14 protein-coding genes and 1 tRNA gene are annotated in these 12280 nt (G+C 71.4%); 5 read left to right on the top strand and 10 right to left on the bottom strand.

What is annotated here, in order from left to right; genetic code table 11:
• Positions 1 to 2: 2 nt before the first annotated feature.
• Genes FRANCCI3_RS22430 through FRANCCI3_RS22420 form a run of 3 tightly spaced genes read right to left on the bottom strand, consistent with a single transcriptional unit; the run spans position 3 to position 3235 of the window.
• Positions 3 to 1412 carry a PP2C family protein-serine/threonine phosphatase gene (locus tag FRANCCI3_RS22430; RefSeq protein ID WP_011438786.1) on the bottom strand — a complete coding sequence of 470 codons (1410 nt, stop codon included), beginning with the start codon at positions 1410 to 1412 and terminating at the stop codon, positions 3 to 5.
• The gene (locus FRANCCI3_RS22425; RefSeq protein WP_011438785.1) at positions 1409 to 1906 is read right to left on the bottom strand and encodes an FHA domain-containing protein FhaB/FipA; all 498 of its coding nucleotides are present in this window, start codon (positions 1904 to 1906) and stop codon (positions 1409 to 1411) included. The genes FRANCCI3_RS22430 and FRANCCI3_RS22425 overlap by 4 nt, the downstream gene beginning before the upstream one ends.
• A 6-nt stretch (positions 1907 to 1912) precedes the next feature.
• Positions 1913 to 3235, bottom strand: a complete 1323-nt coding sequence (locus FRANCCI3_RS22420) for an FhaA domain-containing protein (RefSeq protein WP_011438784.1) — start codon at positions 3233 to 3235, stop codon at positions 1913 to 1915.
• A gap of 159 nt (positions 3236 to 3394) precedes the next feature.
• Here FRANCCI3_RS22420 and FRANCCI3_RS22415 point away from each other — a divergent pair.
• A tRNA-Leu gene (locus tag FRANCCI3_RS22415) sits at positions 3395 to 3477 on the top strand.
• 222 nt (positions 3478 to 3699) lie between these two features.
• Here FRANCCI3_RS22415 and purS read toward each other — a convergent pair.
• On the bottom strand, positions 3700 to 3984 hold the full coding sequence (gene purS, locus FRANCCI3_RS22410) for a phosphoribosylformylglycinamidine synthase subunit PurS (protein ID WP_011438783.1): 285 nt from the start codon (positions 3982 to 3984) through the stop codon (positions 3700 to 3702).
• 134 nt (positions 3985 to 4118) lie between these two features.
• On the opposite strand from purS, the gene FRANCCI3_RS22405 reads away from it, so the two are divergent.
• Positions 4119 to 4760, top strand: coding sequence for an HAD family hydrolase (locus tag FRANCCI3_RS22405; protein ID WP_011438782.1), 642 nt, complete (start codon positions 4119 to 4121; stop codon positions 4758 to 4760).
• Positions 4761 to 4817: 57 nt separating this feature from the next.
• Here FRANCCI3_RS22405 and FRANCCI3_RS27370 read toward each other — a convergent pair whose 3' ends face one another.
• Positions 4818 to 5255, bottom strand: coding sequence for a hypothetical protein (locus FRANCCI3_RS27370; RefSeq protein WP_023840636.1), 438 nt, complete (start codon positions 5253 to 5255; stop codon positions 4818 to 4820).
• A 181-nt stretch (positions 5256 to 5436) separates the two neighbouring features.
• On the opposite strand from FRANCCI3_RS27370, the gene FRANCCI3_RS22395 reads away from it, so the two are divergent.
• Positions 5437 to 5832, top strand: a complete 396-nt coding sequence (locus FRANCCI3_RS22395) for a cold-shock protein (protein WP_011438780.1) — start codon at positions 5437 to 5439, stop codon at positions 5830 to 5832.
• A gap of 172 nt (positions 5833 to 6004) precedes the next feature.
• On the opposite strand, the gene FRANCCI3_RS27220 is transcribed toward FRANCCI3_RS22395, so the two are convergent.
• Entirely contained in the window at positions 6005 to 6160 is a 156-nt protein-coding gene (locus FRANCCI3_RS27220; protein WP_237704552.1) for a hypothetical protein, read from the bottom strand.
• Between the two features lie 367 nt (positions 6161 to 6527).
• On the opposite strand from FRANCCI3_RS27220, the gene FRANCCI3_RS22385 reads away from it, so the two are divergent.
• The gene (locus FRANCCI3_RS22385; RefSeq protein ID WP_049761147.1) at positions 6528 to 8309 is read left to right on the top strand and encodes a protein kinase domain-containing protein; all 1782 of its coding nucleotides are present in this window, start codon (positions 6528 to 6530) and stop codon (positions 8307 to 8309) included.
• Between the two features lie 116 nt (positions 8310 to 8425).
• A complete protein-coding gene (locus FRANCCI3_RS22380; protein ID WP_011438778.1) occupies positions 8426 to 9184 on the top strand; it encodes an HNH endonuclease family protein in 759 nt (252 codons plus the stop codon).
• A gap of 86 nt (positions 9185 to 9270) precedes the next feature.
• Here FRANCCI3_RS22380 and FRANCCI3_RS22375 read toward each other — a convergent pair whose 3' ends face one another.
• The 4 genes from FRANCCI3_RS22375 to FRANCCI3_RS22360 all read right to left on the bottom strand — a co-directional run bounded on the left by FRANCCI3_RS22375 (position 9271) and on the right by FRANCCI3_RS22360 (position 12250).
• Positions 9271 to 9621, bottom strand: coding sequence for a rhodanese-like domain-containing protein (locus FRANCCI3_RS22375; protein ID WP_011438777.1), 351 nt, complete (start codon positions 9619 to 9621; stop codon positions 9271 to 9273).
• A 42-nt stretch (positions 9622 to 9663) separates the two neighbouring features.
• Positions 9664 to 10509 carry a 1,4-dihydroxy-6-naphthoate synthase gene (locus FRANCCI3_RS22370; RefSeq protein WP_011438776.1) on the bottom strand — a complete coding sequence of 282 codons (846 nt, stop codon included), beginning with the start codon at positions 10507 to 10509 and terminating at the stop codon, positions 9664 to 9666.
• Position 10510: 1 nt separating this feature from the next.
• Positions 10511 to 11524, bottom strand: a complete 1014-nt coding sequence (mqnB, locus tag FRANCCI3_RS22365; protein WP_023840640.1) for a futalosine hydrolase — start codon at positions 11522 to 11524, stop codon at positions 10511 to 10513.
• Positions 11525 to 11800: 276 nt separating this feature from the next.
• A complete protein-coding gene (locus FRANCCI3_RS22360) occupies positions 11801 to 12250 on the bottom strand; it encodes a hypothetical protein (RefSeq protein ID WP_011438774.1) in 450 nt (149 codons plus the stop codon).
• Between the last annotated feature and the right edge of the window lie 30 nt (positions 12251 to 12280).

Here is a 12280-nt window from a genome sequence, read left to right as displayed (position 1 = left end):
GATCACGGTGAGGGGGTGGGGACGGGTGTGGTCGGGCATCCCGGGACCGTGACGCCGGCACCGGTCGCCGGCTGGCACAGGGCGGTGGACAGGAGGGAGGAGCCCGAGGTGCCCGACGGCACCTTGGAACGGTCGGTCGGACTCGGACTCGGGCGTACGGAGGGCGTGGCCGGGGTCCGTAGGCGCGAGATGATCTTTTCCGCATCGTCGCGGCTGCCGGCGCGGATGCCTCGTCGGAGCTCCGCCTGATCGGGCTCCGCAACCTCCGACAGTGGCTGACGGCGGGGGAGTACCACCGAGGACAGCGGAATGCCCTTCACTCCCTGGAAGAGGGCGACGTGTTCGTCGTCGACGCCGACATAGTACTGCCCGCGCACGTAGGTCCACCCGGCCGCGGCACCGGCCGCGATGAGCACGAACACCACGGTGGAGACGAACAGGACCCGCCGCCCGGAGCGCCGTCCCCCGGATCCTTCCGGGTCGGAGTCGTCGCCGTCGTCGTCGCCCCGATCGCTGGCCTGCGCCTGGCGGTCCCGCCGGTGGAAGCCCGGCCGACCGATACGGGCCGCCTTCGCCGCCGCGGACTCGTGGTCGGGGTACTGGGGATTCGGCCCGCTGCGGGCCGGCGACGCGCCGGGAACCGCCCGCTTCTCGGCCGCCGCGCCGGCTACGAGGGGATAGGGCTCCGCCTCGCCGTGGTCCTCCTCGATGTCGGCGACCACGACGGTGATGTTGTCCGGGCCGCCGCCCTTGAGGGCCAGGTCGACCAGCTGGTCGACCGCCTCCTGCGGGGTGGGCAGCAGCAGCGTCTCGAGGATTGTCTCCTCGCTCACCACCCCCGACAGGCCGTCGGTGCACAGCAAGTAGCGGTCTCCCGCGATCGCCTGGCGCACGGAGAGATCGGGCTCGACCTCCCGACCGTCGAGCGCCCGCATCAGCAGCGAGCGCTGCGGATGGGTGTTCGCCTGCTCGGGGGTGATCCGACCCTGGTCCACGAGATCCTGCACCAGGGTGTGATCGTGGGTGACCTGGCTGAGGACGCCGTCGCGCAGCAGGTAGGCCCGGGAATCGCCGACGTGCAGCACCCCGAGCATGTCACCGGAGGAGAGCACGGCGGTCACCGTGGTGCCCATGCCGTCCAGCGCGCTGTTCTCCAGCGACATCTCGCGCAGCTGCCGATTGGCGTCCCGGACGGCCTCGTTCAGCTCCGTCACGAGATCGTCGCTGTCGATCGCGTCGTCGAGATCCGCCAGGCGGGAGATCACCGTTGAGCTGGCGACCTCCCCCGCGGCATGACCACCCATGCCGTCGGCCACCGCCAGCAGGCGGAGCCCGGCATAGGCTGAATCTTCGTTTCCTTCCCGTACGTGCCCGACATCCGAGCGGACGGCGAAGTGAAGCCTGAGGCTCACCGGTGGAGCTCCAGGACCGTCTTCCCGATCCTGACCGGCGCGCCGAGAGGTACCGGCATGGGACTGGTCACCTTCGTACGGTTGAGGAATGTGCCATTGGTCGAGCCCAGGTCCTCCACGAACCACTGCCCGTCGTGGGGCACGAGTCTCGCATGCCGCCCGGATGCGAAGTCATCCTCGAGGACCAGAGTCGAGTCCTGTGCCCGTCCGATGGTGACAGGTGCCGTTCCTAGCGGGATCGTTGTGCCGGTCAAGGGGCCTTTGGTCACCACGAGTTTGCTAGGTGTCTGTGGCTTGCGTGGAGGTTGGGGTGGAGTGCGCGGCGGCGTCGGCCGGACCAGGGGGGGCGGCTCGCGCCGCTGCTGACGCTTGGTGGGGCCGAACATGTCCAGCCGGACGGCGCGCACGGCGACCAGAACGAATCCCCAGAGGAGGGCAAGGAATCCGATCTTGACAACCAGCAGTACGAGTTCGCTGGGTTCAGTGGGGTCCATCGGGCGCTACCAGCCTCGAGCCGATCTGGGCCGGCCACGTCGACCATCCCCGCCGGGAGGCTCCGCGGCGGCGCGGCCGGGGAGCTCCGTGTCGGCGTCGTACACGTCGTCGAGGGGTTCGAGCCCATCGGGCGGCGAACCGGAGCCGGGCCGGCGGCCGGGGTTGCTCGGCTCGCGGTAGGGGTCGGCTCGCCGAGGAGCGTCGGCTCGCCGAGGAGCGTCGGTTCGCCGAGGAGCGTCGGCTCGCCGAGGAGCGTCGGCTCGTCCCTCACGCCCGTCACGGGGGTCACGGTGATAGGGGTCACGACCACCGTGGTCGCACGGCTGGTCGTAGCCGTGATCCCGTTCCGGTGTCCGGTCCCGGTACGGGTCCCTCCGGTTCTGGTATGAATCGTCCCGGTACCCCGGCCCACCGCGCCGATCACGATCGGCGTACGGGTCGACACGGCCGGCGTGTGGCGACGAGCCGCGCCGGTACGGGTCGTCCGGCGCGGGCGTGGGACGGCGGTCCGGCGGGATGGTCTCCCGGCCCCCGGCCTGGGCCGGCGGAGGTGTTCCACGGGCGCCCACGCGCGCCGGACCATTCCCCCGCCCGTCCTCGCGACGGAAGACGATCGTCGCGGTACCGAGCTCGATCTTGTCCCCGTTGACCAACTTGACCTGCGTCGCCGCGCGACCGTTGACCAGGCTGCCGTTGGTGGACCCGGCGTCGACGTAGAGGAACTGCCCGTCGGGAAGCCGGCGTATCTCGCCGTGGCGACGAGACACACCGGTGTCGTTCAGGCGGATGTCGCACTCGACGCTGCGGCCGATCACGGTCGTCTCGGCGTCCAAGGGATACTCCCGTTCCCCTCCGCCCGCGGGCCCTCCCGGGGCCTTCGTGGTAATGACGAGGTGCGGGGTGCCGGGAGCGCCCGGTCGGGGAGGGCGTGCGCGCCGTTCAGTCACCGCTCCCGGGTCCGCGGCGGCCACGCTGCTGCGGACCCGGAAGACGCCGACATCGAGATCGGTGGCCTCGGACATCCGCACGGACACCGGGCCGACGAAGGTGTAACGCTGCTCGGCCGCATGCTCGCGAACCATCTCGGCGAGCTCGTCGCACAGCGCCCGGTCGTAGGGGGCGAGCCGGGCGAAGTCGCCGCCGGCGAGCTCGACGGCGAACTCGTTGGGCACCAGCACCCGGTTCGAACTGACCGCCCGCCGATCGTCGGTTTCCCGGGCCAACGCGCTGGCGATCTCGACGGGCTCGACTCCGCCCTTGAACACCTTCGCGAACGCACCCTCGACGAGGCCGCCCAGGCGCCGTTCGAAGCGTTGTAGCACGCCCATGCTCGACCTCCCTTCTCCCGGTCTGTGAGATCGTATGCCCCCGGGCGCGGACGTCCCACGGCTCGGCAGCTTGACATGTTCGCGACGGGCCCGACCCCCCTCCGTGAAGGACATCTCCGGCGTGGTAGCGTGTCGTCTGGTCAAGAGATAGTCCCACTCGGGCGAGTGGCGGAATGGCAGACGCGCACGGTTCAGGTCCGTGTGTCCTAGCGGACGTGGGGGTTCAACTCCCCCCTCGCCCACGCAAGCCCCTGGCGGCGCGTGCTGCGCCGTCAGGGGCTTTCGTCATGCTGGCCGGGGGGCCGAGCCGCCCCGAGCCCCCCGCGTTGCGCCTTCGGCGCTGCCTTGGTTGGCTGGCTGCGCCGTCAGGGGCTTTCGTCATGCTGGCCGGGGGGCCGAGCCGCCCCGAGCCCCCCGCGTTGCGCCTTCGGCGCTGCCTTGGTTGGCTGGCTGCGCGGAGAGGCTCAGCCGGCGGGGCTGCCCACCGACGGCGTGGAGACGTCCTCGATGCGCACCGCGTAGTCCTCGATCACCGGATTGGCCAGCAGGGTCGAGGCCAGGTGCTCGACCCGGGCCAGGACCGCGCCGTCGAGGTCCGTGCCCTCCTCCAGCTCCAGCTCGAAACGCTTGCCCTGGCGGACCCCGACGATCCCACTCACGCCGAGGCGCGGCAGCGCGGCGAGCACCGCCTGCCCCTGAGGGTCGAGAATCTCCGGCTTGAGCATCACATCCACCACAACCCTGGTCACACCCGCGGACACTACCGGTCGAGCGGCGTAGTGAGCCGGATCTCGCCCGCCCGGGGCGTACAGATCGTACAGATCCGGTAGGCGATCTTGGATAATGCGGGCTTCCCGGGAACATCGGCCCTTAAGCTCGGCTGGTGTCGTTCTGGCGGGCATCCGTCCCGGTCGTCGGGTTCGATCTCGATCTGACCCTGTTGGATGCCCGGCACGGCATCCGGGCGACCTTCGCCGTCCTGTCCGCCGAGACCGGGGTGGCGGTGGACGCCGAGACGGTCGTCGCCCGGCTCGGCCCGCCGCTGGAGACGGAGCTCGCCCACTGGTTCCCGCTGGCCGAGGTCGCGGCCGTGGCGGCCCGCTACCGCGAGCTCTACGCGGTCCACGCGCTGCCGGCGTCGCTGCCGATGCCGGCCGCGGTGGCCGCGGTGGCCGCGGTGCGGCGGCTAGCCGGCCGGGTAGTGGTCGTCACCGCGAAGAGCACGGCGCTGGCCCGCGCGAGTCTGGACCGGATCGGCATCACCGCCGACGTGGTGGAGGGAGCCCGGTTCGCGCAGACGAAGGGCGAGGCCCTGCGCGCCCACCGCGTGGACGTCTTCGTCGGTGACCACGTCGGCGACATGGTCGGCGCCCGCGACGGCGGTGCTCTCGCCGTCGGGGTCGCCACCGGGCCCTGCTCGGCCGCCGATCTGCTCTCCGCCGGCGCCGACGTCGTCCTCCCCCGGCTGGCCGACTTCCCGCCCTGGCTGGTCGACGAGGCCCGGCGCCGACGACAGCCGGGCTGACGCCGCGACGCGGTGGGCCCGGCGGGGGTCCGCACCCCCGGCCGTGAGATCAAGGAACTACCGGGAACGGGTGACAGGATCTGCCCGTGAACCGGTGCCGTCCCCGGGGTGGTCGGCGTCCCCGGGACGATCGGCCTCCCTGCGGGCCCCGTGGTCGGGCGGATGTGGGTTGTTCACGTAGAGATCGGGATCGCTCTCCTCGGGAATCCGGGATCGGGCGGCGGCGAGCACCCCCACCAGCGCCACGGCGAACCCGATGGTCAGTCCGCCGCCGGCGACGGCGTTCAGCCAGGTCGGCAGATTCTCGGCGCCCAGGAAGAAGGGGATCACCGCCGCCGCCGTGGCGACCAGACCGGTTCCGAAGAGCACGGCCCCGATCCGGACCAGCCGATCCGCCCAGGTCACCGGCGGCGGGGTTGCGACCGGAGCCATGACCTCGCTTACCGCACCGCCGGCCACGGGTCCGACCTGCCGGGACGAGGGTTTCGCCGACACGTGCGACAGCCTACGAGGATGTGGTGCCGAACGCGGGCCGGGCCACTGTCACGGGAGGGAGATGGGCGCACCCGACAGCCGATCGCTACCGAAGACGCACGCGACGTGCGGCCGACGGATAGCCTGGGAATCACTCATCTTCCGTTGCGTTGTCCTGCCGTTACACAGAACGAGGTCGCCCGTGCCCACCGGCAAAGTCAAGTGGTTCGACGTCGACAAGGGCTTCGGCTTTCTCAGCCGGGACGACGGCGGCGACGTCTTCGTGCACAAGGCCGCCCTGCCCGCCGGGGTCGACCGGCTGAAACCCGGCGACCGGGTCGAGTTCGGCGTCGCCGCCGGGCGGCGTGGCGACCAGGCACTGTCGGTCCGGCTGCTGACCGCCCCGCCGTCGGTCGCCAAGGCGGCCGCCCAGGCCGCGCGGCGCAGTCCGGACGAGCTGCACAGCATGGTCGAAGACATGATCAAGGTGCTGGACGACGTGCAGCGGGACCTTCGTCGCGGCCGGTATCCCGACCGGCGGACCGCCCAGCGGGTCGCCAAGGTCGTGCACGCCGTAGCCAACGAGTTGGAGGTCTAGACCGGCGGCAGGAAACCGACCCGTCGGCCGCACCCGGTGCACACCGCGACCTGGGCGCCCGGTTCCTCGTCGGACGCCGCCAGGTGGGTCAGTGGCACCGGGCCACCGCACCAGGGGCAGAGCAGCCAGGGGCCGTCCACCCCGCGTGGCCCGGGCTCGGACGGACCGGATGTCACGTTTCCGCCAGCACAACGGTCACCCTAGCCGCATCCATCGAATCCGCTGTCGAATCCGCTGTTCCCATCAGATCAGCGACACCGGCCGAGCCAGCCACATCAATCGGGATCCGGGCATGAGCCGAGATCGAGCCCTTCATCAGATTGGCCACACTGGTACGCATCGGTTCACGATGCCTCCTCGGTTAGGGCCTCATCCGCCGCGGCCTGCGCGCCGTGGCGGCAACACATTGTCGGGGAGCCGACCGGTCCCGTCGGCGGGGAGCCCGCGTGCGACTGGAAGCGTTGGCAGTGCGGCAGACTGCGAACGTAGACCAGACCGAACCATGAGCAGCCCCGCAGCCGGCCGCGGTGGCATCGCCGAGGGCCGTCCCACCTCCGCTGATCGGCGGAGGGCACGGATCGGCGGTCGGAACGAGGCGTCGGATCGGGATTCGAGAGGCATTCGTGTGACAAGCAGTGGACAGCGGTCGTGATCACAGCCGTGCGGTGCTGACCGTGGCCGACAACGCCGCACGCATGGGTCCCGGCCGCTCCGAACCAGGTGATCCGCTCAATCCACACGAGCCCCGGTCGGTCGGCCCCTACGTTCTGCTCAGCCGGCTCGGGGTCGGCGGCATGGGCACGGTCTACCTGGCGAGGAACCGGGCCGGACGGCGGGTTGCCATCAAGGTCATCAGACCGGACCTGGCCGCCGACGAGGAGTTCCGCCGCCGGTTCCGGGCCGAGGTCGAAGCGGCACGCAAGGTTGCTCCCTTCTGCACCGCCGAAGTCCTGGACGCGGATCCGAATGCGCCCGCGCCGTACCTCGTCACCGAGTTCATCGACGGCGTCCGGCTGGACATGCAGGTCGACAAGGGCCCGCTGACCTCGTCGACCCTGACCGGACTGGCCGTGGGGGTCGCGACGGCGCTCACCGCGATCCACAGCGCCGGCCTCGTCCATCGGGATCTCAAGCCCAGCAACGTGATGCTCTCACTGTCCGGGCCACGCGTGATCGATTTCGGGATCGCGCAGGCCCTCGAGGGCGCGAAGGCGAAGCCCACGGCATGGGGCTTCGGCTCCGCCGGGTGGATGGCGCCCGAGCAGGTGCACGGCCAGCCCATCGGTCCGGAGGCGGACGTCTTCGCCTGGGGCATCCTCATTGCCTACGCTGGTACCGGCCGCCACCCGTTCGGCGACGGTACGGACATCGACCTCGGCATGCGCATCGTCGGGTCCGCCCCGGACCTGCGCGGTCTGCCGCAGCCACTGGTCGGCCTGGTCAGCGCGGCCCTGGCCAAGCATCCCGACGACCGGCCGAGCGCCCGGGACCTGCTGCTGCGGCTCATCGCGCAGCCACCCTCCCGCGGTACCGGTGCCATCGGCGAGGCGATGGGTCAGGCCGAGGAGCTCCTGAGCAGAACCGGCGAGGTGCCCCGCGCCGCCCCGACCCGGATCGGCCCGGCGACCTCGGCTCCCGCGCGTCAGGTCCACTGGAACGCGGGCGCTCCCGCCGCCCGGGCGGGCCAGGGACCGGGACAACCACGCCAGGCACCACCGGGGCAGTCCGGTGCGCACAGCCCGAGGGGACGCCCCGGCCCGCGGCCCGCCCAGCTGGGCGAGCGGATGGGTGGGCAGGTCCCCGGCGCGCCGCCGGGGCCGTGGTCCGGCCAGGCTCCCGATCGGCACGGGCCGGTACCGGGCGAGCCCGGCGCGCCGTACCCGTCCTTCGCCCAGCCGCCGCCGGCCCGCGGGCTCGATCGCAGGCGACTCGTCTGGATCGCCGTCATCGTCCTGGGCGCGCTGATCGCCATCGCGGTCGTGGTCAGCCTGCCCGGAAAGAGCGGCCAAAATGGTTCCGCGGAACAGTCGGCGGCCACGACCGTCCCGTCGCGCTCCACCGGTCCGAGCACGGCACCGGGTCCGGCCAGCGGCCTGAACCGCCCCGTCACGGATGGCCAGCTCGAGTTCATCGTGGATTCCTTCCGATGCGGGCAGACCAAACTCGGTGACGGACTGCTCGCTCGGCACACGGACGGCCAGTTCTGCCTGGCCCACGTGACCGTGCGCAACATCGGCGACTCCACCCGCACGCTGGTGACCTCATCCCAGTTTCTGTGGGACGGCGGCGGCGGCCGGCACAGCGCCGATTTCCTCGCCCGCTTCCAGCTGAGTAACGAGGATCTGTGGGATTCGATCAACCCGGGTGACCTCAGAGCGGGCACCATGGTCTTCGACATCCCACGGGACGCCACGGCCCAGGAGTTGGAGCTGCACGACAATCCGGTGAGCGCGGGAGCCCGCGTTCCCGTCCCCTGACGGTGGCCGACCAACCCGGCGGGCCGATCTCCAGTTAATGTCACCCTCGATCCGAACGGACCCGAAGCGGGGCGAGCACTTCCCACGGGTTCCGAACCGTCGAGGTGGGGAGTCCGGTGCGAAGAAGCGGTGTCGGTCCAGATCGTCACGGACCCGGTCGGCCCGGTCGACCCGGCGGAGCCGCGGCCCTCGCCGTCCTCGCCGTTTTCGTCCTCGTCGGCGGCCTGACCGGTTGCAGTGACCTTTCCGACCAGACCGGAACGTCCAACCAGGTTGGTGCCCCGACCGCCAGCGGCTCGGCGCTGAAGCTGCTCGCCACCCTTCCGATCAAAGCGGAGGACAACTCTCCCAGGTACCGCCGGGACGAGTTCGGGCCCGCCTGGTCGGACATCGACGACAACGGGTGTGACACCCGTAACGACATTCTGCGGCGAGATCTGCGCAGCACCACCATCCGCAGATCGGACGGCTGCACGGTGCTGACCGGCGAGCTCCGGGATCCGTACACCACCAGAATCATCCGTTTCGACCGTGGACGGAACTCCGCCAGCGTGCAGATCGACCACGTCGTCCCCTTGGCGGATGCGTGGCGGACCGGCGCGCTCAACTGGACCGCTCGGGAACGGCTCCAGTTCGCCAACGATCCGGAGAACCTGCTGGCTGTCGACGGTCCCACGAATCAGCGCAAGAGCGATCACGACGCCGCCGAATGGTTGCCGCCGAGCCCGGGGGAGCAGTGCCCCTACGTCGCGCGCCAGGTGGGATTGAAGGCCCGTTACCGCCTGTGGGTCGTCCAGGCGGAGGCGGACGCGATGCGCGCCGTTCTCCAGAAGTGCCCGAACCAGCCGGCACTGGGGCTGACCCCGAGCGGCTGACCGGAAGCCCGCGGCGCTGAATCATCCGAGAAATGCGGAGCAGCCGGCGGGGTCGGCCCGGACCCGGCGGGGTCGGCCGGCGGTTCTCAGCGGACGGTGGGCGCGGCGCCGCTCTCGCTCACCATCGGGCGGCCGTGCGCCTGCCAGGAGAGCATCCCGTCAGTCAGGTTGCGGACCTGCCAGCCGCCCTGCCTGAGGTAGTTGGTGACGGCGGCGGACCTACCGCCCGAGCGGCACACCACGACGACCTCGCGTTCCCGGGGAACCTCGTCGAGCCGGGCGACCAGTTCACTCATCGGGATGTGCAGCGCGCCGGCGATGTGACCGGCGGACCACTCGTCGGGCTCCCGCACGTCCACCATCAGCGGGGCACCGTCCGCGGAAAGCTCGACCGGTAGCTCCGCGACGCCGACAGCCGGTATCTGATCGGTACTCACGTCTCCATCCTGCCATCAGGACCCTCCGAGGGGGCTCGCGGTTCAGCGCAGCGGCCGCGGAAGCACGGGGACGAGGTCGGCGTCGGCGGCGCGGGAGAGCAGGGCCTCGACGGCGGCGAACCCTTCGTCGCCGAGGTCGAGGCTGAACTCGTTGACGTACAGCTGGATGTGGGCGTCGACGACGTCGGGCGTCATCTCCTGGGCGTGGGCGAGGACGTAGTCGGCGCTGGCGGCGGGATCGGCGAAGGCCGCGGCGACGCTCGCCCGCACCGCGGCGGACAGCACCGGACCGTCCAGCCCCCGGCGGGCGAGGATCGCGCCGAGCGGAATGGGCAGCGAGGTCTGGCCCTCCCACCAGTCGCCAAGGTCGACGAGCGCCGTCAGTCCATAGGACGGGTAGGTGAAGCGGGACTCGTGGATGACGAGCCCCGCGTCATACGCGCCATCGCGGACGGCGGGCATGATCTTCTCGAAGGGAAGCACGTCGACGTTCGTCACGCCCTCGTCGGCCGCCCACAGCCGGAACAGCAGGTAGGCCGTGGTGCGGGTGCCGGGGATGGCGACCCGGGCACCGCGCAGGTCCGACCGCCCGGCGGTGAGGACGAGTGGGCCGCAGCCGCGGCCCAGGGCCCCGCCCGCCGTCAGCAGCTGATACCCGGTGAGCAGCCACGGCAGGGCGGCGTAGGACACCTTGACGAGGTCGTCCCGCCCGTCGGCGGCCCGGGTGTTGAGGACGTCGATGTCGGCGAAGGTCACCGACACCTCGGGTGCTCCCGGGACGAGTCCGTGCGCGAGGGCGTGGAAGGCGAACGTGTCGTTGGGGCAGGGCGAGATGGCGAGCGAGAGCGGACCCGGAAGGTTCGAGGTGGTCGCCCGGCCAGCACCCATCTCAGTGCTCTCCCGTCCCGTGGTGGCCGCTGTTCCCGTGGTGGCCGCGGGCACCCGGGTGCCCGGCCGGGATCGTGGTGGAGACGTCGTTCGCGGTGGCCACCGGTGCGGCCGTCACCAGGCCGTCCGGGTGGGTGACGAGTGCCGCGGCGGCCGTGCGGAGGCTGGCCAGCGCGACCGGCAGGTTCCAGCCGGACCGGTCCCGGCGCCCGACCGTGTTGCTGATGGTACGGATCTCCACCACCGGGACGCCGAAGGCCCGGGCGGCCACCCCGACGGCGTACCCCTCCATCGACTCCGCCACCGGGTCCAGCCGCTCGGTCAGCGCCGTGGCCCGACGCTCGGTGCCCGTCACCGTCGACACGCTGATCACGCTACCCGTGACGATCCGCCGACCGGTGACGTCGAGCACCGTGCCCAGGCGGTGGACGAGGTCCGGATCCGGGACCACCGTGGACGAACCGAGCCCGAGATCCTCCAGGCTCAGGAACGACCCCGCGGGGTTCGACGAGTGGGCGAGGCCGCCGCGGGGTGCCGGCGCGCCGTTGCTGTGGAACCCGAGATTGCGGTCCATCTCGCTGATGCGGCCGATCGGCGGAGCGGGCGGTTCCTCGTCAAGGCCGGACTCCGCGCCGAGGTCGGCGGCGACGATGCGATCGGCGAGGACGATGTCCCCGATCTCCGCCCAGCCGCGGAACCCACCGCCGATCCCCATCGCCACCACCAGGCTGAACGGCTGCCCCGCCGCGCTCGCCACCGACAATGCCACCGCGGTGCCCGCCGCCGCGGCCGGGCCGCCGGTGCCCGCCGCGAGCACCGTCACCGGTCCGCGTCGCCGGCCCACGTAGGGGCCCAGGGTGGAGGTGGTGAGAAGCTGGCGGTCCCATTCGGGGGACACCAGGCTGCCCGGTCCGACGGGGGTTCTGGTCCGACCGCTCGACCAGCTGCCCATCAGGCCGGCACACACCGCGTCCGCTTCGGCGGTCACCGCGGTCACGATCAGGGTACGGCTCACGATCAGGTCCGGATCATGATCTGGGGACGTCCTCGTCTGTTGTCGCATGCTGTCGGTCGATTCACCCGAACACCACCGCACCGGACGGCTGGGTAACAGCGCGGGATTTTCGATGGGGTGCAAATCGGACTTGTTGCCGGACCTTAGCATCGCGGACGACGCTGCGTGGTCCCGGTGGGGAGGTGTGGCACGCTGCGCGCACGGTGTATCCCCGTTCGGGGGCTGGTGTGCGCGGGTCGTTGGTTCCGGTCCGGCGGCGGAGTGGCCGGCGGCGGGTCAGGGCTTGAAGGTGACCAGGAACGGCCAGCTTCCCGACGCCTGGTCGCTGGAGCTGCCCGCCTCGGGAAGCGCGAACACCACGAGCAGGGCAGGCGTGTTCTTGGCGGGAACGTACCGGTAGTGCGTCTCGCTGATCTTGTCGGTCACCCGCTCCCTGCCCAGGACGAGGAAGTAGCCGCGGTCGGCGACCGACGTCGGCACGTCGATGTTGATGGCGCTTCCGGGCCTGACCGTGATGTGCGGCGGTGATACCGATTTCTGGATCACCGTTCCGTCCCGCTCGTACTGCGCGGCGTTCGTCCGCACGAAGTGTCCCCCGGACTCCATGGTCACCAGGGGAGTCGGTCGCTCGCAGCCGCTCAGGCCGAGGCCGACGACGACCGCGGCGGCGAGAGCCGCGGCGAGCCGCCGGAACGGGAGACGGCGGAGGAGGTGGGGCGTGCGCACGGTCGGAGGGTATCGCCGCCCGTGCGGTGG

Origin of the sequence: Frankia casuarinae (assembly GCF_000013345.1) — a bacterium.
In the GTDB taxonomy this organism is placed as follows: Bacteria; Actinomycetota; Actinomycetes; order Frankiales; family Frankiaceae; genus Frankia; species Frankia casuarinae.
The sequence above is the reverse complement of the archived record's forward strand: the minus strand, read 5'-3'. Positions and strand labels throughout refer to the sequence as shown.

Bases quoted from the DNA above. Each gene is read 5' to 3' on its own strand.
- FRANCCI3_RS22370 (WP_011438776.1), bottom strand. From the start codon at position 10,509: ATGGGTGCTGGCCGGGCGACCACCTCGAACCTTCCGGGTCCGCTCTCG.
- FRANCCI3_RS22385 (WP_049761147.1), top strand. From the start codon at position 6,528: ATGGGTCCCGGCCGCTCCGAACCAGGTGATCCGCTCAATCCACACGAG.
- FRANCCI3_RS22420 (WP_011438784.1), bottom strand. From the start codon at position 3,235: ATGGGCGTGCTACAACGCTTCGAACGGCGCCTGGGCGGCCTCGTCGAG.
- FRANCCI3_RS22425 (WP_011438785.1), bottom strand. From the start codon at position 1,906: ATGGACCCCACTGAACCCAGCGAACTCGTACTGCTGGTTGTCAAGATC.